Source organism: Paenibacillus sp. JT22N12 (assembly GCF_056269365.1).
On the sequence record NZ_JBWDNU010000005.1, the window covers coordinates 186,021 to 207,377 of the forward strand.

Annotated in this window: 22 protein-coding genes; 3 read left to right on the plus strand and 19 right to left on the minus strand. The window is 44.9% G+C overall.

Going from position 1 to position 21,357, the window contains the following annotated elements; genetic code table 11:
* Positions 1–172: 172 nt before the first annotated feature.
* The 4 genes from AC0YOA_RS20110 to AC0YOA_RS20125 form a co-directional block, all read right to left on the minus strand.
* Positions 173–1,717: a Calx-beta domain-containing protein gene (locus AC0YOA_RS20110; protein ID WP_475788110.1), complete on the minus strand. Its 1,545-nt coding sequence runs from the start codon at positions 1,715–1,717 to the stop codon at positions 173–175.
* A 505-nt stretch (positions 1,718–2,222) separates the two neighbouring features.
* Positions 2,223–2,606 carry a DUF6220 domain-containing protein gene (locus AC0YOA_RS20115; RefSeq protein WP_475788111.1) on the minus strand — a complete coding sequence of 128 codons (384 nt, stop codon included), beginning with the start codon at positions 2,604–2,606 and terminating at the stop codon, positions 2,223–2,225.
* The gene (locus AC0YOA_RS20120; RefSeq protein ID WP_475788112.1) at positions 2,599–3,099 is read right to left on the minus strand and encodes a DUF6022 family protein; all 501 of its coding nucleotides are present in this window, start codon (positions 3,097–3,099) and stop codon (positions 2,599–2,601) included. Before AC0YOA_RS20120 ends, AC0YOA_RS20115 begins: the two co-directional genes overlap by 8 nt.
* A gap of 33 nt (positions 3,100–3,132) precedes the next feature.
* Complete coding sequence (locus AC0YOA_RS20125) at positions 3,133–3,567, minus strand: DUF6526 family protein (RefSeq protein WP_475788113.1); 435 nt, start codon at positions 3,565–3,567, stop codon at positions 3,133–3,135.
* A 164-nt stretch (positions 3,568–3,731) separates the two neighbouring features.
* On the opposite strand from AC0YOA_RS20125, the gene AC0YOA_RS20130 reads away from it, so the two are divergent.
* A complete protein-coding gene (locus AC0YOA_RS20130) occupies positions 3,732–4,319 on the plus strand; it encodes a TetR/AcrR family transcriptional regulator (RefSeq protein ID WP_475788114.1) in 588 nt (195 codons plus the stop codon).
* Positions 4,320–4,930: 611 nt separating this feature from the next.
* Here the strand turns inward: AC0YOA_RS20130 and AC0YOA_RS20135 are convergent.
* Entirely contained in the window at positions 4,931–5,578 is a 648-nt protein-coding gene (locus AC0YOA_RS20135) for a DJ-1/PfpI family protein (RefSeq protein WP_475788115.1), read from the minus strand.
* 179 nt (positions 5,579–5,757) lie between these two features.
* On the opposite strand from AC0YOA_RS20135, the gene AC0YOA_RS20140 reads away from it, so the two are divergent.
* Positions 5,758–6,354 carry a TetR/AcrR family transcriptional regulator gene (locus AC0YOA_RS20140; protein ID WP_475788116.1) on the plus strand — a complete coding sequence of 199 codons (597 nt, stop codon included), beginning with the start codon at positions 5,758–5,760 and terminating at the stop codon, positions 6,352–6,354.
* Positions 6,355–6,547: 193 nt separating this feature from the next.
* Here the strand turns inward: AC0YOA_RS20140 and AC0YOA_RS20145 are convergent, their stop codons facing one another.
* From AC0YOA_RS20145 to AC0YOA_RS20200, 12 genes are all read right to left on the minus strand, one after another.
* Positions 6,548–7,279, minus strand: a complete 732-nt coding sequence (locus AC0YOA_RS20145; RefSeq protein WP_475788117.1) for a class I SAM-dependent methyltransferase — start codon at positions 7,277–7,279, stop codon at positions 6,548–6,550.
* A gap of 198 nt (positions 7,280–7,477) precedes the next feature.
* Positions 7,478–8,152 (minus strand): HAD family hydrolase, encoded by a 675-nt coding sequence (locus tag AC0YOA_RS20150; protein WP_475788118.1) that lies wholly within the window; start codon positions 8,150–8,152, stop codon positions 7,478–7,480.
* Positions 8,153–8,229: 77 nt separating this feature from the next.
* Entirely contained in the window at positions 8,230–8,790 is a 561-nt protein-coding gene (locus AC0YOA_RS20155) for an HAD-IA family hydrolase (protein ID WP_475788119.1), read from the minus strand.
* 231 nt (positions 8,791–9,021) lie between these two features.
* Complete coding sequence (locus tag AC0YOA_RS20160) at positions 9,022–9,603, minus strand: dienelactone hydrolase family protein (protein ID WP_475788120.1); 582 nt, start codon at positions 9,601–9,603, stop codon at positions 9,022–9,024.
* Between the two features lie 137 nt (positions 9,604–9,740).
* Entirely contained in the window at positions 9,741–10,010 is a 270-nt protein-coding gene (locus AC0YOA_RS20165) for a stalk domain-containing protein (RefSeq protein WP_475788121.1), read from the minus strand.
* A gap of 54 nt (positions 10,011–10,064) precedes the next feature.
* The gene (locus tag AC0YOA_RS20170; protein WP_475788122.1) at positions 10,065–10,331 is read right to left on the minus strand and encodes a sigma factor; all 267 of its coding nucleotides are present in this window, start codon (positions 10,329–10,331) and stop codon (positions 10,065–10,067) included.
* Between the two features lie 110 nt (positions 10,332–10,441).
* Positions 10,442–12,691 (minus strand): sensor histidine kinase, encoded by a 2,250-nt coding sequence (locus AC0YOA_RS20175; protein ID WP_475788123.1) that lies wholly within the window; start codon positions 12,689–12,691, stop codon positions 10,442–10,444.
* The gene (locus AC0YOA_RS20180) at positions 12,669–13,361 is read right to left on the minus strand and encodes a response regulator transcription factor (protein WP_475788124.1); all 693 of its coding nucleotides are present in this window, start codon (positions 13,359–13,361) and stop codon (positions 12,669–12,671) included. Before AC0YOA_RS20180 ends, AC0YOA_RS20175 begins: the two co-directional genes overlap by 23 nt.
* Positions 13,362–13,596: 235 nt before the next feature.
* Positions 13,597–14,067 (minus strand): pentapeptide repeat-containing protein, encoded by a 471-nt coding sequence (locus AC0YOA_RS20185; RefSeq protein WP_475788125.1) that lies wholly within the window; start codon positions 14,065–14,067, stop codon positions 13,597–13,599.
* Between the two features lie 137 nt (positions 14,068–14,204).
* A complete protein-coding gene (locus tag AC0YOA_RS20190) occupies positions 14,205–15,578 on the minus strand; it encodes a sensor histidine kinase (RefSeq protein WP_475788126.1) in 1,374 nt (457 codons plus the stop codon).
* Positions 15,579–15,589: 11 nt separating this feature from the next.
* Positions 15,590–16,264 carry a response regulator transcription factor gene (locus AC0YOA_RS20195; protein ID WP_475788127.1) on the minus strand — a complete coding sequence of 225 codons (675 nt, stop codon included), beginning with the start codon at positions 16,262–16,264 and terminating at the stop codon, positions 15,590–15,592.
* A 24-nt stretch (positions 16,265–16,288) separates the two neighbouring features.
* Positions 16,289–17,350, minus strand: a complete 1,062-nt coding sequence (locus tag AC0YOA_RS20200) for a DUF4097 family beta strand repeat-containing protein (RefSeq protein WP_475788128.1) — start codon at positions 17,348–17,350, stop codon at positions 16,289–16,291.
* 756 nt (positions 17,351–18,106) lie between these two features.
* Between AC0YOA_RS20200 and AC0YOA_RS20205 the strand changes: the two genes are divergently transcribed.
* Positions 18,107–18,970 carry an RCC1 domain-containing protein gene (locus AC0YOA_RS20205; RefSeq protein WP_475788129.1) on the plus strand — a complete coding sequence of 288 codons (864 nt, stop codon included), beginning with the start codon at positions 18,107–18,109 and terminating at the stop codon, positions 18,968–18,970.
* Positions 18,971–19,117: 147 nt separating this feature from the next.
* Here the strand turns inward: AC0YOA_RS20205 and AC0YOA_RS20210 are convergent, their stop codons facing one another.
* Both AC0YOA_RS20210 and AC0YOA_RS20215 read right to left on the minus strand, forming a co-directional pair.
* On the minus strand, positions 19,118–20,452 hold the full coding sequence (locus tag AC0YOA_RS20210; RefSeq protein ID WP_475788130.1) for an ABC transporter permease: 1,335 nt from the start codon (positions 20,450–20,452) through the stop codon (positions 19,118–19,120).
* Positions 20,445–21,347, minus strand: coding sequence for an ABC transporter ATP-binding protein (locus tag AC0YOA_RS20215; protein WP_475788131.1), 903 nt, complete (start codon positions 21,345–21,347; stop codon positions 20,445–20,447). Before AC0YOA_RS20215 ends, AC0YOA_RS20210 begins: the two co-directional genes overlap by 8 nt.
* Between the last annotated feature and the right edge of the window lie 10 nt (positions 21,348–21,357).

A 21,357-nucleotide genomic window follows, 5' to 3' on the forward strand; every position in this document is an offset into this window, starting at 1 on the left:
AACTCAATCTCGAAAAAAGGATGTCCCGGGTCTGGACAGGGATCCCCTTTAAGGCCCACCTGAATCTTGATTATTCCTCTTGAGCTTCCGATGAAGGGCAGTTAACCCGGCGCTCTTTCGTGTCTCAGCCGCAGCCGGGAAGAGGACTCAATTTACTTGATACCCGCTCTGCTCACTTAAGATGATCTTCATCGAAAATGACAACATCCGTTCCCGATCCGTTCGATGTCAAGACCTGGAACTGTTCCTTATACTCAATCAGATTATCATCCAGGATGGGAATCTGAATCGTCTTGCTCCACTCTTGACTCTCAAAGGTAATGTTGCCTGAGACCGGAGTGAAATCATCGCTTGTTGCCGAGCCTGGTACCGTGTAATAATGGATGGTCTGCCTGCCGTTCGTATTCCCGGAGCGAATAAGTCTGAGGTTGGCCATGCCCTCCTCCTCAATTACATTGTTGGTGTGATTGGCGAATGAAATTCGATTGAATATATCAATAATCTCAATATATTTTTCTGCACCTGGGATAATAGCTTCTCCCCCTGTAGGGTTGCTTAGTCTTATTCCAAAATTTTCATCCATGTCTTCGACCGTTCTATCATTTGTGACTGGAATTGTAATCCACTTTTCCGTTTCTCCGGGTGCGAAAATCAGCGTGCCGGAGGTGTGCTCATAATCACTCCCGCTCTGAGCCGTACCGTCAAAAGTCTCATAGTCGACGAGAATCTCATCATCGGTTGGATTCTTCCGTATTACATGTATCATGTTGTCTTTTCCTTCATTTGCATGGTCGGAAAAAACATCAAACTCAAACCAATTTGCCAGCGCTGTAGTAGGACGGCCTCCTTTTTCTGTAATCTCGATTGATATATTCGACCAGTTATCCAGCGTTGCTCCCCCGCTGGGATTACTGAGTTGGACACGGAATAATCGAACATCTTCCTTCGCATCGTTGTCTGTGATCGGGATCTCTATTTTTTTCCACCACTCCCCTTCTGCGAAGGTGAGTGTCCCGCTAACTGGCATGTAATCCTCGTTTTCCGCTGCTTGATAAGGAGAGTCGGAATTCGTGGCAGTGCTGCTGGTCGTATAGTTGACTGTCACTTGGCCGTGTGCACCGTTCATACGGCTCACAAAGAGGCTGTATGCTCCAGCCGCTTCGCTAACGGAATCGAATTCGTACAGGAATACAAGCGAACCGGGAGATTCGGATTGCCCCCAATCGTCATCCCATATACAGATGGTCGTTGACGATATCGCATAAGGTATCGACTGAACATATAGATCTACGGTTAATAATTCTGCCTGTCTTGTAGGAGTACCCGGTTTGGATTGGGTATTTTCCGGCAAGACATCGTCGTAAATCGGTATCGTGATGGTCTTGGAGGTTTCTCCGGGATCAAAGATCAAGGTGCCTTGAGCGGCCTGTCCGTCAAAATCGACTCCCGGTAGAGCGTTACCTAAAGTTCCCGAAAATCCCAAAACGTATTGAACAGTGCCAGCGCTTTCGGTACCGGTCGTTCGCAAGACCTTCAGTGTGACCGCCTCGTCCGTCTCCATTACGCCGTAATAGGGACTCTCGAAATGATAATCTGCACCGTCATTGCTCAAGGCATGAGCGTCATGATGAAATATCGGCAAAATCAGCGAGGCGATTAGAATGATTGCGGCAATTAGACATGACTTGCGTGTAAATCGTTGTAAAGCGATTTCCATGTTCAGCAGCTCCCTGGATATTATTTTGAAGCAAAAAAAGAACAAGCGGCTGGTCTTATGACTTGGACAGGCTGCATGTTCTTCTTTTGAGTTCAGTAATATTGCACATGGCATTTAAAGTAAATTTATAGATATTCTCCCTCATAGTCAAGGGTAGAATGGACCATGACAATGCATCTACAGTCTCGATTGGCAAAGCAAGTTCTTTCTTTCATCATTTAGATAATTCAATTCATGTCCCTCATTTTTTTGTTTATGGTAATCTTTTGGATCAAGGAACAGACTGGTTCTTCCTTTATATACAAGTCCTAAACTGGTCTCAGACTTTATTAATTGATCCACTGATTCATCAATTATATGACTTGGAGGTTCCGATAATTTAAAATGACCTACTCTCTCAATTACTTTCTCCTTAAGGAGTCGTCTTTTTATCCGGTTCCAGTATTGTTCTATCTCTATACAGTTATCTGATTTGTAGTCCAGAGGTATATCTTCATCAAACAGATCATTGAATTGTTTTGTGGCAGGAGCGGATGATCTCCACGCAACCCCAGAACAGCATAAGGGCGATTACAGGGTGAAGCGCTGATAATACACCGATCCTTGATGATAATATAGCCGTAAGAAACATACCGATAATCATCCCAAATAATCCGACACTTCTCCAGATTGTTTTTTGGGGCAAACGAGCACCCCATGCCAACACAGTCATAATAAGAGGAAGGAACGCAAAATATCTAGCAAAACTTATGTGGGTATTCCAGTAGGTCGGATCGACAAATAGAGAAAGTCCTGCGAAAAAAACTTGAAGTGCGACGAAGACAGCGAACAGCCAAGCTAAGCCGATAAAACAGAAACGTGCAATTCGAGGAAAAGGTCGGTCATGCATAACACTTATTCTCTCCGTCCATCAAATCGCCGTTTTCCGGATCTGTGTGTATGATAACATGTGAAATAAGGATGGGGTCGGTCTCGCTAATCACATAGACTTGCGGCGGTCTAGGTATACGCAGACAGGTATGATCATGAAAAACCCGCGTGACCAGCGTTCCCAGTTCCCTTCCATTTTCTTGGTGTATCACACTCCACAATCGTCTTTCCCTGTCTTCCCAAGGGCCCCAATGCTCTTCCGATTGGGGAAAAGTTCCAGGCAAAATCGGTCGGGGAATAAATCCTGCTTCAACTATTTCCGCCTGCAAAGGTTGAAAAAGTTTGAGGCAGAAGAAGCCATAGGCTGAATCTCCCCCTCTTGCAAAAATCCGTTCGATTTCCGTTAGATGCTGTTCCCAGACTTGCTGCCATTTGTTATCGATATATTGCTGTGTGTAAGTTTTCAGCATATTCATGGTCGTCCGCTTGAAGGATTCGGTTAGTTTGTTCATTTTAATACCTCCATTTATTTCATTATTAATTCGTCAAACCCGATCATAATCGGCTTTCCATGTTTTGATAGTCCGCTTGATACTGTCAGGAATTGTACTATCGTTCGCAGCCTTTTCACATAAAGACAAAAATTCTTCATCCGGAGCAAAACGCAGCGCGATAATTTGGTTCATCGTCAAACGAGGATCGAGCAGTTTGCCAGTTAGTACGAAGTGACGTAGGTTTTCTTCTGAGCGAATCGCACGATCCTGAGCTTTACATGCAAATATCCGGGAAAATACCATGGTCATGACGATCATTAGGGAAAGAGATACGAATATCAGGGAGGCAATCAGCGGTCCCTCGCTCCGCCCCGAAATAAACAGATATACGGTTGCAGCGGTCAGCGTGATCAAACCGAGCGGCACAAGGAAAAAATGAAAAGCCGGAATCAACCTCAAGTAATTGCTATAGTTTTGAGACTTCATGTTGAGCAACCTCCTTTCACTAAAATATGAGTGGGTGCACACTCATTTTGCGGTACATACTTTTCTTTAATAGACATTAACATTACTTGACATTGAGTGGGTGCTCACCCATAATGTAAGCATAAACAGCTTTTCAGACCATGTCAATAGAGCGAGGGATAAAATTGGATTTAAAAACCAAAATAGCTGAAGCTGCCGAGCGAGTGTTATTAACAAACGGACTTGCCAAAACTACGACTAAGGAAATTGCTCGGGCAGCCGGTTGCTCTGAAGGATCGTTATATAATCATTTTAGAAGCAAGGAAGATATATTTCTCCATGTTTTACGGGGACAATTGAAAAATTTTATGAGCACCTTAACATCACTACAGAACCTTGCTGGTAACGAAACGGTACGAAAAAACTTAGAGCAGGTAGCTCTTGCGGCGCTGGAGGATTTCAACAATTCCATGTCCTTGATCTGTTCTATTTTCTCGGAACCTGAAATTTTGCATCGTCACCGAGAAGGTTTTACATTGCGAAACGAAGGTCCGCACAGGGCTAACGAAGCCGTGGAAGCCTATTTGTTGAAAGAGAAATATCTTGGCAGAATCCGAGGGGAAATAGATTCGAGAGCCGCAGCGGATTTATTGCTGGGTAGTTGCTTTCAACATGCGTTCCAGTTGAACTTTTTAGGTAAAGAGGAGTCTCAAGAAGAACGAATTGAATTTGCAAACCGTGTTTTGAATACATTATTTGCAGGACTAACATAACAATAAACGTCGCCTTTTATTACCTGATAACAAAAGGGCGATAACTCATCTTGAAACAAACATCAATAGGCTGCCATTTGATAATGGAAGCCTAATTTCTTTTTATGGAATTGAAAATGTACAATTCTGCTCCAGCCTCACAACGAAGGTCATTAAACCCCACCACGCTCAACTTCCCCGTTAGCGCCGCACAGCAGTTCCTCAATATTGTGCTATCGTTCCCCCGTAAGTGTACTTCATCCTTCATGCAGCCCCATATTTACTGAAACGGTGATACCAGCCATCTTCTGTAAACAGTTCTCCATGTAAGCCGTCACTAACTTCTGCTATATTGACCACATTTACAAGCACCTCGATCTTGTCACCACGATCATGCGCTTCTTGTAATCCGAATAATCATTCATAAACGTACACCTTTTCTTGTTGTAGTTACTTGTTATTCGGGTTCTCAATCACAATCCCTTTTGCAATGCTAAACTGCCCAATCGGTGAGAAAACGACAGCCTTTAGCTGACTGCCGTTTCTTCGAGTTTATTTAGCTATTGTGCCCAGTTAGTTGAGCGAGCACCAGATTCAATTTGAATAGCATGTGGAGGTTTTCTGCTCAAACGTTAACCAAATGTTTTTTCGTAGCCATCATACTCTACAGTATCTGCTGTCATGAGAGCCGCTTCTTCACCCAATAATCGTTTGACAAGATGAAAAGTTAAATGTAGCCCCGCATCTGGTCCTTGTGCAGTAATAATGTTTCCCTCATCTACAAACTTTTGATCCCGAATTACCGTGACCTCTGGAAAATACTTCGCGAGGGAGTCCAGCGCTTTTCGGTTGGTTGTTGCTTTTTTTCCATTTAACAGCCCCGCTTGAGCTAGAGCGAATGCACCCGTACAGACAGATGTCATCAATTCTACAGTCTTCATTTGCTCGGTAATCCACAGGATCAACCTTGTATTTGCTATCAGTTTGCGGATTACTGGTTGGAATCCGCCTGGAATCAAAACAATATCAAATTGGGGGGCATTCTCAATGCTGTAGTCGGCCATAATGCGAAGGCCGTTGCTGGCCGTTACCATTCCTCCCGTTTCTGATACCGTATGGACTAGGAATGGCTTATGTTGCTCCTCCACCGAGCCAAAGATCATTTTCTGAACATCTTGAGCACTGTACCGAGTAACTGACAGGATCTCAGACGGACCTACGTAGTCAAAAGCGTCAACCTGATCAAATACGAGCATTCCTACAGACCATTGTTTTTTCATAAGCTTTATTCACTCCTCATTTAAAATGTGTGGACATATCCTCACAAAAAAACCGAACGTTCGTTATATAAATTACCATATTTCTCATTGCCCGTCTACATACATTTACGCCTATGACGGGAACCTCATATGTTTTATAATCAATATAACGAACGATTGGTTTTTTAAGGGGGATGGCATTGAGAAAAGGGGAAAAGACAAGGGATTTTATCATCCAACAAGCTGCCGTATTATTCAATCAGAAAGGGTATTTTGGTTCCTCCATATCGGATCTGTCTCGTGTCACCGGCATGCAAAAAGGCGGAATATATAATCATTTCGAGAATAAGGATCAGCTTGCCCTAGAAGCGTTTGAACATGCTGCAGCAGTATTGAGGGTATGTTACGTGAATGCCATGGTTAACAGTAAAACGGCTTTTGAAAAGCTGTCTGCCGTGATTTCGATTTATCAAAATGCTTATGATAGCCCTCCGCTTGCAGGTGGCTGTCCCGTTCTAAACACAGCCATCGAGAGTGATGACGCCCACCCGGCATTAAAGGAAAAGGCGCAAATCGAAATGGGGAATTTTTTAGAATTAGTTCGTTCTCTTCTTCGGTTGGGTATCGAACAAGGCGAATTCATAGAAGAGATTGATGTGCAAGAATTGGCCGTCTATATTACCTCAGTTATTGAGGGCGGTGTCATGCTGAGTAGACTTTATGAAGACAATGCGCATATCCGCTCTAACATAAATCGGTTGCTAAGGGAGATTGAACGGTACCGAACGGGAAATTGAAATATAAGAACGGATAATGACGAGGTATCCGCTTATCAGGTTGTTTAAAAATTCAGATCATCTAGGTTTCCATGTCATAAAAGGCTGATTTGCCACACTTAACATGTTTCAATTGGTTTACGCGCGACTGGTCATACAAATAATAGTTTTTTTGTCGCTAAACCTATTATACTAGTTCAAAGCGTTCAAACTTTTAGTCGGGGCAGCGAGCGATGAAAACGAATTCCAACCCAGGACGATCCGGTGCATCTCGAATATCTTCGACTGGTAAGTCGGCAGCAGCCAAAGAGTCAATAATCTCGGACTGACTCCGGAACCTCAGTGTCGAGTCCGAGGTCAGTTCCGTCCCGTCACTATGAAAAATGAACGTGTGCCGGAACGTAACTAGCGGTAATTGCACACTAACGAGATCAGTCCACGTCTCGACCCTTCCGATTTCAGGTGCTTCAATCACCTGATGGGACTGCTCACGATTCCAGTTCTTCCATGCTTCCATTGCAGGGTCCCGGACCTCGAAGACAAGCCGTCCACCTGGTCGTATAGCCCCTCGGCAAGCACGGAGAGTTGATATCCACTCTTTGTCAGTTACAAAGACTTGGGCGACGTTGCCGGTCATCGTTATTAGATCCACTTGCAATCCAGAAAGCATTTCCGTTGTTCCATGAAACCATTTTACGCGATCCGCATACGCCTTACAGCTTGCAATATTGAGCGAAGCAAGGGCTGGATCGACTCCAACAACCTCCTTACCAAGGGCTGCAAGGCGACAGGCAAGGTTCCCGGTTCCACAGCCAAAGTCAATCACTGATTGAGCATCGAACTCTTCTGTTAGTGCAATATAAAGGTCAAGATCCGGACGTTCTGGCGAATCAAACAAATCATAAACATCTGCAAGCCTCGGTTCTTCAAATATCTTATCGGCCATCACTGTACCTCCCAGGTTCTCGTTAGTTCTACTCCGTTATCTAGAAGCTATTCTGCCCTTCTCCCTCACCTGATCTTAGCCTTATTCAGGACTTACAATTTCAATATTTCGTGGTGCCTTCGCCGTTATCCTGCCCGTTACTTCAACAAAACGAAAAAGGAGCCGCCGCGCGGCAAGCTCCTGCTGCGTTAGTTCAATTCACAATACAGATAAACGATTTATAATATCCGGTATCTCCGTTAAGTTATCACAAATTGCATCAGGATGTGTAAAAGAACAATCCTTGCCTTTTAGAATTGTGAACATCCCAAGCTCCTTAGCAGGAATGATATCAGCCTCGAGACTATCCCCAATAAATACTGTGCACATACTCGACGACTTTAAGTTTTTTAAAGCCATTTGAAATATTGCATGGTCAGGTTTTTTAATATTGACCGCACCTGATGTAATGATGTCAGTGAAATAATCCGACAATCCTAAAGCGGTAATTTTGTTCCGTTGGTAAAAGTCCCTTCCATTTGTGATTATTCCTAATTTATACCCTCGCTCCTTTAATGTTTCAAGCATCTCATGCAGTCCAGGGAATCCAGCACTGTACACATGAAAATTATGATTCAAATCATCAAGCAATTTAGCGCGCAGACTCTTTTCGATATTAAAAATGTCTATTAACTTTTTATAAACTTCCTCTTTAGGCATTATAATATTGTTTAGTTCCGAGAATTTCCCCATAAATTTGGGTTTATCCGGAATAAATCTGAATAGAGAGAACTGTTCATATTGGTAATCTGCAAAGTTTAATAATGATTGGTCTTTATCAAGCAATGTTTGGTCTAAGTCAAAAATGACTGTATCAATTTTATTTATAACCATATCACCCCATACCGCGTTTTTATTTGGATGCTGCCCGTTAAGCGCAGCTGCCGATCTTCAATTTCTACTTGATGAGATCAAAGGTTTATTAAAAAATAATCTTCATAATTTTCTAAATAAAAATCAGCACCACCCGTTTTATTTTGAAATAAACAGGTCTTTATGCCAAGGGTTTTAGCTGGTAGAATATCTATTTCACGGTCTCCAATAACCAGGTCTATATTGTATTTATTATGCAAGTATATATAGGACTCGGGATCCGGCTTCCTTGAAAACCCATCGTCACCTGCTACTAGTTCTTTAAAATATCCCGCCATATTGTAATAGTTCAACATATTCAATACTTCTAATCGTGGTTTATGGGTCATGATTACATTTGCATTGGCGGATTTCAGGATATTCTCTACATGTGGAAATGGCGGGGTTTTCTCTGGATGAAGGCTTGATTCCATAATAAACATTTTTTTCACCTGTTGGTCTGAGAGATTGAAATGACTTACGGCATGGCTAAATGAAACCTTTAATTGTGATAAAATTTCTTGCCTGGTAACCGAACCACGCAATGCTTCGTAAAATATGTCGGAATAGGCTGGATAGGTATCAAACAATGTTCCATCAAAATCCCATAGTATATTCATAATAATGATCCTTTCTCCCAGACATATATCAGGTTTAAACCAGCCTGCCCGTTAGCTGACATGAAGGCGGCCGACTGTTCTGGATGGCTGCCTTCATGTCTGATTGAACTATTGTTCCACGTTTAGCTTAACTGACTAACCGTATGCAGGAGTCTGTCCCCTTCCCTAACAGGAAACTCGCGTCCTCGTGCCGGAATGGCCAAGGTCTACCCCCTTCTGTGCGCAAGCAGCTCAGTTATCCAGCTGCCGGAGGAATTCGAGTACGCGCTGCAACAGCAGCGCCGTCGCTTCAGCGTCATACGACGACAAACTACTGTCGGCGAAGTAGTGTTGATCGCCCGGGTACAAAAAGAGCTCGGCATGATTGGCTGACGCCACGAGCTCATGTGCCGCCTCAATGTCGCCCTCGTCTACGAAATAGGGATCAGCGTCCATGCCGTGAATTTGTACTGGCAGATCCGCTGGCCAGGGGGAGCCGAACATAGAGGTCGGAACGCAGGAGTAAAAGAATAACGCGCCACGGGCATCTTCACGGGTCTGAGCGAGCTTCTGGGCTGCCAATACACCGAGCGAAAACCCCGCATAGACAATCTCACGCGGTAACTCACTGGCCACACGCGCACCGCGCTCCATAATCTCTTCGAACCCAATCTCCTTGACATAGGCCATGCCGTCCTCGATAGTGGTAAACGAGTGACCCTCGAAAAGGTCAGGCACATGTACAGTGTGCCCTCCCCCTCTAAGCTCGTCCGCGAAGGTGTGAATACCGTTTGTAAGTCCCAATGCGTGGTGAAATAGAAGAACCTCAGCCATTTCTTTTCTCCTCCCATGTGGATTATTATGAAATTGCGCCTCTTACTCTTCATAGAATTCGACCTTTTATTGTCGTTAACCTGCCCGCTAGTTGAACAAAGACAGCCAATTCGAAACGGCTTGATTCGTTGCGTTTATTATACAGAGAAGAAGCACAACTTTCTCAAAAGCTTGAGGAAGTTGTGTCTGGACGAGTCGTCCTTCGCCGAGTACAGGTCGCCGGATTCCCGGTTCAGCCACAGAATACCCGACGCGTAAAATCGGATAAAATCATCCGAGCGCGCAATGTTTGCCGTTCGGATCGGCGCCTCCCATTTAACGTCGGCGCCGATCGCTTCCGAGAAAAATCGGATTGGGGCGTAAACCCGGCCGTCGACGATGCGCAGCACCGCTTCTTCCCGCTTCATCAGCACCCGGAAAAAGAATGGCTTGATGACATGAAGGAACGAGCACCCCGTCCTTCATCCGGTACTCGGCTGTAATCGCCGCCACATAGGTACCGGGAGAGGCCTGCCGCCGGCAGGCTGCAGACCGACAAGCGCGATTTTGCGCATAAAGGCCGATCTTCGCCACGTATACCAGCTGTTTCGGGCGATAACCAGCAGCCACGTTTTCACCGAGCTTTCGCCGCGATAGGAGGCAAGCCGCCTGAACGCTTTAACGAACATCTCTTGAGCAAGCTCGTCGGCGGTATCCTTGTTCCGGTCAAAAAGTAGGCGTAGCTCCACACATCGTCTCCGTATTCCTCCATCACCCGCCGGAAATCGGCGGAGCAGAGCGAAGACACATATTTCAGCGTATCGCTATCTTCCGGCAAAACGTCCCCCTCCCTCTTCCTCTACCTAATAGACTGCGCAGGACGATCTAAAGGTAGGGAAATACGTACTTTAAATAAATCACCATCAATTTCAATATCAAGATTGCCTTCATGAAGATCCACGATTGACTTCGCTATGGCCAGCCCAAGGCCAGAGCCTTCTGTATGACGTGACGAATCTCCGCGTTTGAACCGTTCAAACAGCTCATCCATATTTTCGCTGATCTCATATTTTGATACATTCTTAAACGCAATAATCGCATGATTATTCAACGTTCGTACAGTAATATAAACGCGTGAGTTTTCCAGTGAATATTTTAGGACATTTCCAATTAAATTATCAAAGACACGCCATAGCTTTTGTCCATCAACAAAGGCATATACCGGCTCTTCAGAGTTCGTAATCCGGAATCGAAGACTGGAATCGTTAATCATGTTATCATATTCCGCTAGCGCCTGTTGTAAAAGCTGGGCGAGATCGACCTTTTCCTTGGTTAATTCAACATTTCCGCTGGCCATTTTCGAAACTTCAAACAGATCATCAATCAGCACCTTTAACCGTTTTGATTTTCTGTCAATAATCTCAACGTAGGCTATCCTATCCCCACTTGATAGATCTTCCTTTTTTAATAGCTCGGTATACGTAATGATGGAGGTTAGCGGTGTCCGAAGGTCATGGCTTACATTTGTAATCAGTTCAGTTTTAAGGCGTTTGCTCTTTGCCTGTTCGTTCTGCAGCGTTTTTACTCCTTGTTTTAACCCATTGATATTTTCAGCGAGCGTTGCCAGAACAGATTTTCCTGATATCGGCAGATCCTGACCCAGATTTCCTACAGCCAGCTCATTCGTCTTTATTACGATCCGGTTAAAATACCCGATTCTGATAATCAAGAGCAACACGACTGGAAGACCTATTACTGCAAACAGTATGACATATAAGAGAATAAAACCAGGATGCAAGCCCATCATCATTCCCGCTAAACCCAGACCAAATACGATCATCAATAAAATAAACATCTGCGCGCCCGTGCTCTTATTCAGAAAAGCGTCTGTTAGGCTGCGTTTTGCCTGATTATATAGCGACTTTACGCTCTGCCCCGCTTTATTCAAAAGACCCTTTTCCCATTCTTTCTTTATATAGGGCCAATCCTTAAAATATACCGCAAAAATTTTGCTCTGAATAATGGTAATAACCAAAAATAACGAGGCAAAAGCTATACCGATAAACATATTCCAGCCGTAATCAAATGGATTCTCGTATGCATAAATAAATTGATCTCTTATAAAAAAAAGTAAACATATGGTTCCAACGCTCGTTAAGGTAATAAATAATGCCCGAACATCAATTGGCAACCTATTGTAATAGGTAGTCCATCTTTCAACTACTGAAGGAATAGCTATCGCTTTCTTTCCGAAGACGATACATAGAATAAGCGCGGCTAAACTTGCCAAAGTATATACCCATAACGTTATTTGTTCCTGTTTGTATCTCTTGTATTCGATCATAACGGAGCTCGTTGAGGATAAGTCTCTGGTTACCGCAAACTCCCCTTTGAACGGGATAAATGTTTCTGCCCGTTGATCATGTGCCGGGATCGAATAAAAAATCGGTTGTTTTGTTGGAATAGAATAGCTTGTCATAAATAGCATGTTTTTGGAGTTCATCTTGTCTTTAACCGATTCATCATCGACAACACTCGAATTTGTATAGACTTTATCGGTAAGGCTGCTCTTAAAGTAATATTGAAATTGATTTATGTATCTTAAAAAATCCGTGCGGTATTGCTCTCTCTCCTTGTAATACTCTTTCAGTTCCTCTTCTTTTTGATTTATAACCTTTGCGCGGGCATACTCATTGCTTTTGAATATTTTTGTTATATCTTCGATCTGTTTATCTCTTTCTGCTATGTAGATGTCCACAGCCTCTTGATTATCTCCTAATGATGCTTCATCAATCCGCAATTGATAATCGCCTTTGAGGGAGTTAATTAGATTCGTTATATTTCCCAACCCATTCCGATAATCATTGATTTCATCCTCAGAAACCGTTATGGATTGCTTCGCTTCCTCAAAAGTAATGCTGTTTAGCTCGAACATGTTTAAATACTGAGCAAATAGATCGAGCTCGCTTCGAAATTCAGGCGTGTGAAAATAGTCGCGATGAACATAATTGCTGCCGAAAGTAAATACCACTAAGAGTCCGCTTAGGCCAAACGTAAACATAATAGCCCAGAAGCCAAGGTTTAATCTATTTTTCAATTTTATAACCAATTCCCCATACCACCTTTAAATAAGTTGGATTCTTCGGATTGATTTCTATTTTCTCGCGAATTTTTCTGATGTGAACGGCTACCGTATTTTCCGCGTTATAGCCAGGTTCCTTCCATACCCGCTCATAGATTTCATTGATCGAGAACACCCGGCCGGCGTTCGTCATCAATAATTCAACGATTTTATATTCTATAGGCGTAAGCTTCACCGGTTCTCCGAGGACCGATACTTCTTTGGCAGATTTGTCTAATATAAGCCCCTTAAGATCAATCACTTTTTTAATGCCTTCATAAGTACCCAGAGCAACATACCTTCGCAACTGGGATTTTACGCGGGCAACGAGCTCCATTGGATTGAACGGTTTTGTGACATAGTCATCCGCACCCACATGGAGGCCTAATATTTTATCGCTATCCTCGCTTTTTGCGCTCAAAATAAGGATTGGAATGTTTTTCTTCTCGCGAATTTGGGATGTAGCGGCAATTCCGTCAAGCCTGGGCATCATAATATCCATAATAATGAGATGAATTTGGTGATCATTTATGATCTCTAACGCTTCAATTCCATCCTTTGCTTTTAACACGGTAACGCCTTCATTCTTCAAATAAATTTCGATTACGTCCCGTATTTCCTTTTCATCATCAACAACGAGCACAAAATAATTATCCATTTTTCACCCTACTTTCCAGCAGCCATCTTTCATTATCTTAATAGTAATCGGAAAATCTTAACATCCATTTACGATAATTATGAAGAACTTCTTAATATTTTTGTGGTTTGCCCCCGAATGCAACAAGAAAAACCGCCTCATCACGAGACGGTTAATTGAATGCTCATTCCTAGACTGCGCTACCAGTTAGTCGAACAATTTCTACCTATACTATTATATACTTTGTCACTTGCCTTTATTTGTTCTTGATTAAATCTGCAATCAAGATACCGTTTATTTTCAATCCAGTAATGTCACAATCCGTTATCTCAACATTTGATAAATCACAATTTCTTAATTGCCCATTAGACAGGTTACAGTTATGAAAACGAAGCGGTTTATATGTTCCTTCAGGATTGAAGTTTCCGTCTCCCTCCATAGGAAGAACCACATTATGAAATTCCGTTCCAAATAGGTGGACATGGTCAATAACAGCGTGGCTGAAGTTAGCATGCTGAATACCTAAACCCGACATGTTTGCGTTCGAGATTTTAATTCCACCCATATTAACATCATTCAAAGACATTTCACTCATGTTTACGTTATTCACTTTCGTCTTTGCCAGGCTGACATTATCAATATCAAGCTCCTCAGCTCTGACTTCCTGCCACTTAGACCCTGATATATCTGCTTTTTGCAAATTCAATGGTTCCGCCTTCAAGCTCATTCTCCTATCCCCCTTCGGATTATAAATTGATCCGCATTTGTATATTCAACATGCGCTTATCAATTTCCTTTATTATCCACTTAACTAATCTGTCCGTTAGTGAAGGGCTGTGTGCATGGTCAAGTAGTGAAATCCCTTTAACCCTTGATATACCGCAACGTCACTTTGGTGCCTTGTCCCAGGGTACTGTCGATCGTGATCGAACCTCCATAACGCTCCATGATTGTTTTGGCGATAGCAAGTCCAAGACCCGATCCTCCTTGAGTCCGGTTCCGCGAACTCTCCGTACGGTAGAATCGATCGAAGATGTGCGGCAGTTGTTCAGAGGATATCCCAATTCCGGTGTCGGCTACTGACACCGTTATCTGCCCCTCCTTTTCTTGAAGTCTAATGCTTACCGTGCCGCCCTTGGGAGTGTACTTCAGCGCATTCTCTATAATATTACGCAGCACCTGATAGCTGGCGCTAACGGGCATCCTGATTAGAGTGGCAACCCCGCTCGGATTATCATCATAATCGAGTTTGACTTCGGGATTGACGTGTACGGTTTGGGGAAGCAATTCACTCAATGTCATCTTGAGATCGCATACCTCCACAGCTTCGACTGGAAGAGGTTCTTCCGCTTCGGCAAGCAGGAGAAGCTGTGCGATCAGTTCCTTCATCCTTCTGGTTTCATTCATCATGAGCGCCAACGACTCATCCAGCACTTCCGGCGATTTTTTCCCCCACCGCTGTATCATATGCGTATGCCCTTCAATGATGGCGATAGGCGTTTTCAGCTCATGCGAGGCATCAGCGACGAAACGTCGTTGCTGGTCAAAAGAAGCATCCAGCTTATGAAGAAAAACGTTGAAGGTTTCCCCCAATTGATAAAGCTCATCCTTGGCGGCGGGTAAATGCAGCCGCTGGGACAAATCGTTCGCCTTAATGCTCCGTACCTCACTAATCATGCGACGAATCGGTTTCAACGTCGAACGGGCCACGATCCCCCCCACAACGATAGCCATTCCGGCTGCAATCAATAAACCAAGCAGAAGAAGTCTGCCTATCACCCGTTCGGCGGCTGCGCTGCGAGAATGCTCACTTTCTTCTGTAAGGAGTAGTTTTACGGAGCCGTATGCAGGCAAAGTGAGATCTCTTTCAGCCATATATTCGATTTTCTTTCCAGATTTTTCACTACCAACCCCAGCCAACACTTGTCCATTCTGATCTAACATTTCAAGTCGCTGCCCAACATCAAGATCCGCGAGAAATGCTGATAAATCCGGCTTAAATACGTTTCCTGTACCACTGCCTTTTCCCGTTACCGGTTGAAGCAAGGAAGGCAGAAACGTCACATCGCCAAGCTGAAGTTCGAATTGCTTAAGCTTTGAAGCAAGCAAAGCGACCTCTTGACGTTCTGTCCAATGCTTGAATGTCACATATACAAATCCGCTAGCAACGATCGCGACTATAAGAGTCGCTGCAGCAATGGATGCACTGACTTTGCGAGAGAACGTCCATGTGTTCATTCTCATCACCTTCAGTCCCTCAAGATATAACCGCTGCCGCGGACGGTATGAATCAGTTTTTCCTCGAACCCGTCATCTACTTTCATACGCACATACCGAATATAGACATCCACCACGTTCGTTTCGCCCTCGTAGGAATAGCCCCATACGCTATTGAGCAACGCTTCGCGGTTCATCAGACGATTTTTATTGGTAAGCAAACACCGAAGAAGTTCGAATTCGCGTTGCGACAATTCAATTTCCACCCCGTCGCGGCTGACGCGATGCGCCGTTACGTTCAACGTCAAATCCTTTGCATACAACACATCCTCGGTTTCCTTAGGCTGAAGTCGTCGCTGTAAGGATCGCATGCGGGCAAGAAGCTCTTCGATCGCGAACGGCTTAGGCACATAGTCATCCGCGCCGGTATCCAGTCCGCGCACCCGGTCCCTTACCGTATCCCTGGCCGTTAGCATGATAATCGGCGTTTGCTTCGCTGTACGTATTCTCTTGCACACTTCTATTCCATTGATTCCAGGCAAATTCAAATCCAATAGAATCAAATCAAAGTTTTCATTAAGAGCCATATTTGTACCAACGAGGCCGTCGCTCGCGACCACAATTTCATACCCCTCATAAGCCAACTCCAATTCCAGCAGGCGTATCATTGCGATTTCATCCTCGATAAGTAAGACGCGTTCCTTCAAACTCTTATTCACCTCTTAGCAAGTTTAGCTCGTTTTCATAAATGATAATCCGGCATTGGAATCCGCGCGAATATGATACGTGCCATCACCGACTTTCCCGCTTACACTCTTACCTTTTATCACTAACGGAAAGTCAGTTCGGATTTTTCCAAATAACGTACGCCCGTCTACCTCTACATCCGCTCTCTCAGGCCAAGTCAAGTAAACATCTCCTACAGTCGAGGATAAATTCCAATTACCTCCAACCTTCTCAGTTTCGATGTTAATGTTTCCCGTTACGGTGACCGCTCTGATAGATGAAACAGCGCCCTTTGAGGACAAATTACCGTTCTTTGTTTCGATATCCATTGGTCCCGAAATTTGATCAGCTTGCACATTTCCATTGGTAACGGAGGCTCGAACGCTTTTCTTCACATTGGACACACGGATAGTACCATTTGTCGTTTGTAACGATAATTCTCCGCCGATGTCAGTTGCCGTAATGTTGCCATTCGATACGGACATATTGATTTTGCCAGTGCCAGTAACGCTTGACATAGATAGTTCTCCATTTTGCTGATTGATCTTCAAGTCAGGCTTGATTCCTTGAGGCAACGTAATCGTCAAGTAGACTTTCGGCTGGAGTTGCTTACCCTCTCCATAAGGCTCGCTATCTGTCTTGATGTCCAGATGCGCGCCCTCCGTAACTTGCAATACAGTTTTATTAGCGACAGCTATTGCTTCCTTTTTTTCAGCATGATCCACGACCACCGTTGTTTGAATTTCGATAGCCTTGACTTGCCCTTGCCTGATATTGATCGCACCGTACTGGTTCGAAACCGAAACCGTTTGGGTGCTATTTCCTAGTTTGACGCGGGTAATACCTTTATCGAAAGATAATCCAGGTATCTTAGCTTGAACCTGTTGAAGCGAGGTAACTGTTTGCTTGGAAGACGATTTCATGGACGACAGTTGCACGGACGACGATTTCATGGACAAGGGTTGCACGGATTGCTTCATATCTCCATCATTCTTTCCACATCCCGCGTTAATTAGCATCGCACCTAGGGAAACACTCATCAACATGACTTTTGGTGAAACTTTCATTCTCATTCCTCCTATATTCTTTGATCGGTCTAATCATAAAACATAGTGGATGAGAAAGACTTTGCAAACACATTAGAATTTAATGAGAGATATATGCGACGATGAGATCTCGCATAACAAGTGGGTATCCGGCGGAATTGAAAATGAGGTTGTCAATAATCAACTATCGTTCGCCGTCGTATTATAAGGTCAGCCAATTTTTACTGGTTGACCATTTGTTTGTGTGGTGTATTTGAGAGCATGCTTTATCGACTTTAACTGGTTACCATGATTATCATCCAAACAAAAAACCTTCCAACGTTCATAGGGAAGGTTCGTTAATGTACCCGTTTTAGTATACTACCATCGTCATTTTAATTTAAGAGAGAAATGTTGACAAACTATTGGCTGGTTTTCGTTCAATCAAAATTGCCATTGTAAAATTTATCCTAGCATTCTCAGAGTTAAACAAATTAATTTAAATGAAGTTGCGCTAAGCTGCCAGTTAGAGTAGCAAATATGACGGTGGACAATAAGCCGATGCGATGTTTGCTAGATTTACAAGCTTTGCTTTGCAAAATGGTCTATGTATCTCATCATTTCTGATATGCCCTTCCTGTTTGAATGTTGTATTGCTGTAAATTGACTACCCATAGAGCCTAAACGAACTATTGGGTTTCTGCGCAAGGGTTCAAGGAATATGAAACGAAATCTTGCATGAATGTTGTATGATCAAATATGAGCGGATGGAAAGAAAAGAATACGAGGAGGAATGACATGGTGAAAAGGTGGCCTAAAGATACCATAGCGGCGGGTCGTCGTCATACCGTTAGTCTTAAATCGGACGGCACGGTGACGGCTGTGGGTGATAATAAATATGGTCAATGTGATGTAAGCGGCTGGCGCGATATGACGGCGGTCGCGGTGGGTAATGTTCATATGGCGACGAACACGGGTAATGCTCATACAATCGGGCTTAAATCGGACGGCACGGTGGCGGCTGTGGGTTGGAATAAGCATGACCAATGCGATGTAAACGACTGGCGCGATATTGTAGCGGTTGCCGCGGGTTGGCGTCTTAGCGTCGGGCTGAAATCGGATGGCACAGTGGTGGCTGTGGGTCGAAATAATGAAGGCCAATGCAATGTAAGCGGCTGGCGTGATATGGTGGCGGTAGCGACTGGTGACTGGCATACCATCGGGCTTAAATCGGACGGCACGGTGGCGGCTGTGGGTAATAATCGATATGGCCAATGCAATGCAAGCGGCTGGCGCGGCATAGTGGCGGCAGCGGCGGGTTACCTTCATACCGTCGGTCTTAAATCGGACGGCACGGTGGCGGCTGTGGGTTGGAATAAGCGTGACCAATGCGATGTAAGCGGCTGGCGCGATATGGTGGCGATAGCGGCGGGTAGTAATCATACCATCGGCCTTAAATCGGACGGCACGGTGGCGGCTGTGGGTTGGAATGAGCATGGCCAATGCAATGTAAGCGGCTGGCGCGGTATTGTGGCGGTTGCTGCGGGCTGCGCTCATACCGTCGGTCTTAAATCGGACGGCACGGTGGTTGCTGTAGGTGATAATGAATATGGCCAATGCGATGTAAGCGGCTGGCGCGGCATCCAACTGCCCGGCAAATAATCTTCAATATTAATTAAAAAAAGTCCAATAACGACAAGCATTCGTCGTCATTGGACCGCCATTGTTAATATAAAATTACCGGCATCATTCTATACAATTAGCGTTATTTTACCATGAAGTTCGTTCTTCATCACATTACGCAATCCCTTACCCTTTGTACGCCCTCATAGCCTTCCGCAGTTCACGAATGCTCGGACGCTTGCCGTACATCAGAACCCCGGCGCGGTAAATCCTCGCAGCCAGCCAGCCGACGATAAGTATCGATACGATCAGCACCGCGATCGAGATCCAGAGCTGCCATACTGGCGGATCGGACAGCCCCAGACGGGTGACCATGACATAAGGCGAGAAGAAGGGAATGTACGACGTCACTTTGACCAGCATCGTGTTGGGGTTGTTCAATCCCCCGAATATGCAGATATAGAAGCCTGCCAGTGAAAGCATCGTAATCGGCAGTACCGCCTGCCCGAGATCCTCGGTACGGCTGACGATGGAACCAACCGCCGCGAACATGGTGGCAAACAGGAAATAACCGAGCAGATAGAAAATGATCGAATAGACCAGCAGGACCGGATCCATTTCACTAAGCGAGATATTCATGTCCTTCAGAGTCTCCAGATTATGCGGCAGCGTCATATTAACAACAATGACGATAACATATACCGAAATTTGAGTCATCCCGACCAGGAACATGCCGAATATTTTACCGAACATCCCCTTAAGCGGCGATACGCTCGTAATGAGAATCTCCATGACACGCGAGCTTTTTTCGGCGGTTATTTCACTTGCAATCATCTGCCCCGTAATCATAATAGCCATGAACAGCATGAAGATAATGACATAGACAAGACCGATATCCATCGCTTGCTCCGAGGCCGTTTTCCCCTGCCCCACCGAGCCCGCGCCTTCGGATGTGGAGATTTGGACGGAATCGATGACCACCGGAGCCTGCAGCACCTGCTTCAGCTCATCGCTTAGACCCACACCGCTTAATATGGCATCATTCTTGATCGACAGCAGCGCAACCTGAAGCGATTGCGTCGAGCTTGTATCGAGCAGCGCTTCCGACTTGTACACAACATTCGGGAACGCGCCTTCTGCACCTGGTTCAAATTCGAGATAGCCGTCAATCTTCCCATCGGCGACCGCTTGTTTGAGAGCTTTTTCATTGGCTTCTTCTGACCCCGCATCGGGAATGGATACCATTTCGATATCCGGCTTCTCCTGGGCTTTGTAATAATCGCCCAGCTGCGCCGCGATATGACCGGGGGTAAACATCTGTGAACTCAATTGATCCTGCGAGCTGCCCAGATAACCAACCGCTGTCGGCTGGTCCTCACCGCTGAATTTGGCGAAGAGATAAGGAAGATTAATGACCACGCTAAGAATGATGGCAATAATAACGGTTGTAATCAGAAAAGCTTTTCCTCTGAATTTGTTCTTGACCGTAAATCCGACAACTGTCCAGAATCCGTTACTCATGATTATCACCTACCGTCTTTATAAAGATTTCGTTAAGCGTTGGTTCCATGACTTCAAAACGCGTGACATCCGTCTGCCCCATCGCCAGCTCCAGAACCGGCCTGCCTGCCGCTTCGCCCGATATCAGCAATTCATAACCATATTCATGACGATTCACCTTCTGTACGCCTTCAAGCGTTTCCAGTCCCGACACCTCGCCGGTTGTCGAAAGAATAATGCGCTCACGCGGGAATTGATTCTTGATGCTCTTCAAATTGCCCTGCAGCACCTGATTGCCTTTATGCAAAATCGTAATATTGCGGCACAGCTCCTCGACATGCTCCATCCGGTGTGTAGAGAACAGGATGCTGGTGCCCGCATCGCGCAGCTCCTTGACCGTCGACTTAAGCAGCTCCACATTGACAGGGTCAAGGCCGCTGAACGCTTCATCCATAATGACAATTTTCGGCTCATGGATAACCGCCGCAATAAACTGGATTTTCTGCTGATTCCCCTTGGAGAGCTCCTCCACCTTCTTGCCGTAATACTCCGGTACGCTGAACCGGTCCAGCCATCTTCTTAGATTGCGGTCGGCATCCTTGCGGGACATGCCGCGGAGCTGGGCCAGATAGATGATCTGATCATTGACCTTAACCTTGGGATACAGCCCGCGCTCCTCCGGCAAATAACCCAGATTGCGCAGCTGCTCCAGCTCGTAAGGCTTATCGCTGTAGTGAATGCTGCCTCCATCCGGGTAGATGAGTCCCAGCACCATGCGCATCGTTGTCGTCTTGCCGGCGCCATTGGCACCCAGCAGACCGTAAATCTCCCCCTGCTCCACTTCAAAATTGATTCCGTTAACCGCCGTTTTGTCCCCATACTGCTTCATCAACTGATTTACTTTCAATGCTTTCATTGATCCTTCC

Coding starts and splice junctions, on each gene's coding strand:
- AC0YOA_RS20115 (WP_475788111.1), bottom strand. CDS start 2,606: ATGCATGACCGACCTTTTCCTCGAATTGCACGTTTCTGTTTTATCGGC.
- AC0YOA_RS20200 (WP_475788128.1), bottom strand. CDS start 17,350: ATGAAAGTTTCACCAAAAGTCATGTTGATGAGTGTTTCCCTAGGTGCG.
- AC0YOA_RS20215 (WP_475788131.1), bottom strand. CDS start 21,347: ATGAAAGCATTGAAAGTAAATCAGTTGATGAAGCAGTATGGGGACAAA.
- AC0YOA_RS20190 (WP_475788126.1), bottom strand. CDS start 15,578: ATGAACACATGGACGTTCTCTCGCAAAGTCAGTGCATCCATTGCTGCA.
- AC0YOA_RS20145 (WP_475788117.1), bottom strand. CDS start 7,279: ATGGCCGATAAGATATTTGAAGAACCGAGGCTTGCAGATGTTTATGAT.
- AC0YOA_RS20180 (WP_475788124.1), bottom strand. CDS start 13,361: ATGGATAATTATTTTGTGCTCGTTGTTGATGATGAAAAGGAAATACGG.
- AC0YOA_RS20150 (WP_475788118.1), bottom strand. CDS start 8,152: ATGGTTATAAATAAAATTGATACAGTCATTTTTGACTTAGACCAAACA.
- AC0YOA_RS20205 (WP_475788129.1), top strand. CDS start 18,107: ATGGTGAAAAGGTGGCCTAAAGATACCATAGCGGCGGGTCGTCGTCAT.
- AC0YOA_RS20110 (WP_475788110.1), bottom strand. CDS start 1,717: ATGGAAATCGCTTTACAACGATTTACACGCAAGTCATGTCTAATTGCC.
- AC0YOA_RS20155 (WP_475788119.1), bottom strand. CDS start 8,790: ATGAATATACTATGGGATTTTGATGGAACATTGTTTGATACCTATCCA.
- AC0YOA_RS20135 (WP_475788115.1), bottom strand. CDS start 5,578: ATGAAAAAACAATGGTCTGTAGGAATGCTCGTATTTGATCAGGTTGAC.
- AC0YOA_RS20125 (WP_475788113.1), bottom strand. CDS start 3,567: ATGAAGTCTCAAAACTATAGCAATTACTTGAGGTTGATTCCGGCTTTT.
- AC0YOA_RS20120 (WP_475788112.1), bottom strand. CDS start 3,099: ATGAACAAACTAACCGAATCCTTCAAGCGGACGACCATGAATATGCTG.
- AC0YOA_RS20210 (WP_475788130.1), bottom strand. CDS start 20,452: ATGAGTAACGGATTCTGGACAGTTGTCGGATTTACGGTCAAGAACAAA.
- AC0YOA_RS20185 (WP_475788125.1), bottom strand. CDS start 14,067: ATGAGCTTGAAGGCGGAACCATTGAATTTGCAAAAAGCAGATATATCA.
- AC0YOA_RS20160 (WP_475788120.1), bottom strand. CDS start 9,603: ATGGCTGAGGTTCTTCTATTTCACCACGCATTGGGACTTACAAACGGT.
- AC0YOA_RS20165 (WP_475788121.1), bottom strand. CDS start 10,010: ATGAAGCGGGAAGAAGCGGTGCTGCGCATCGTCGACGGCCGGGTTTAC.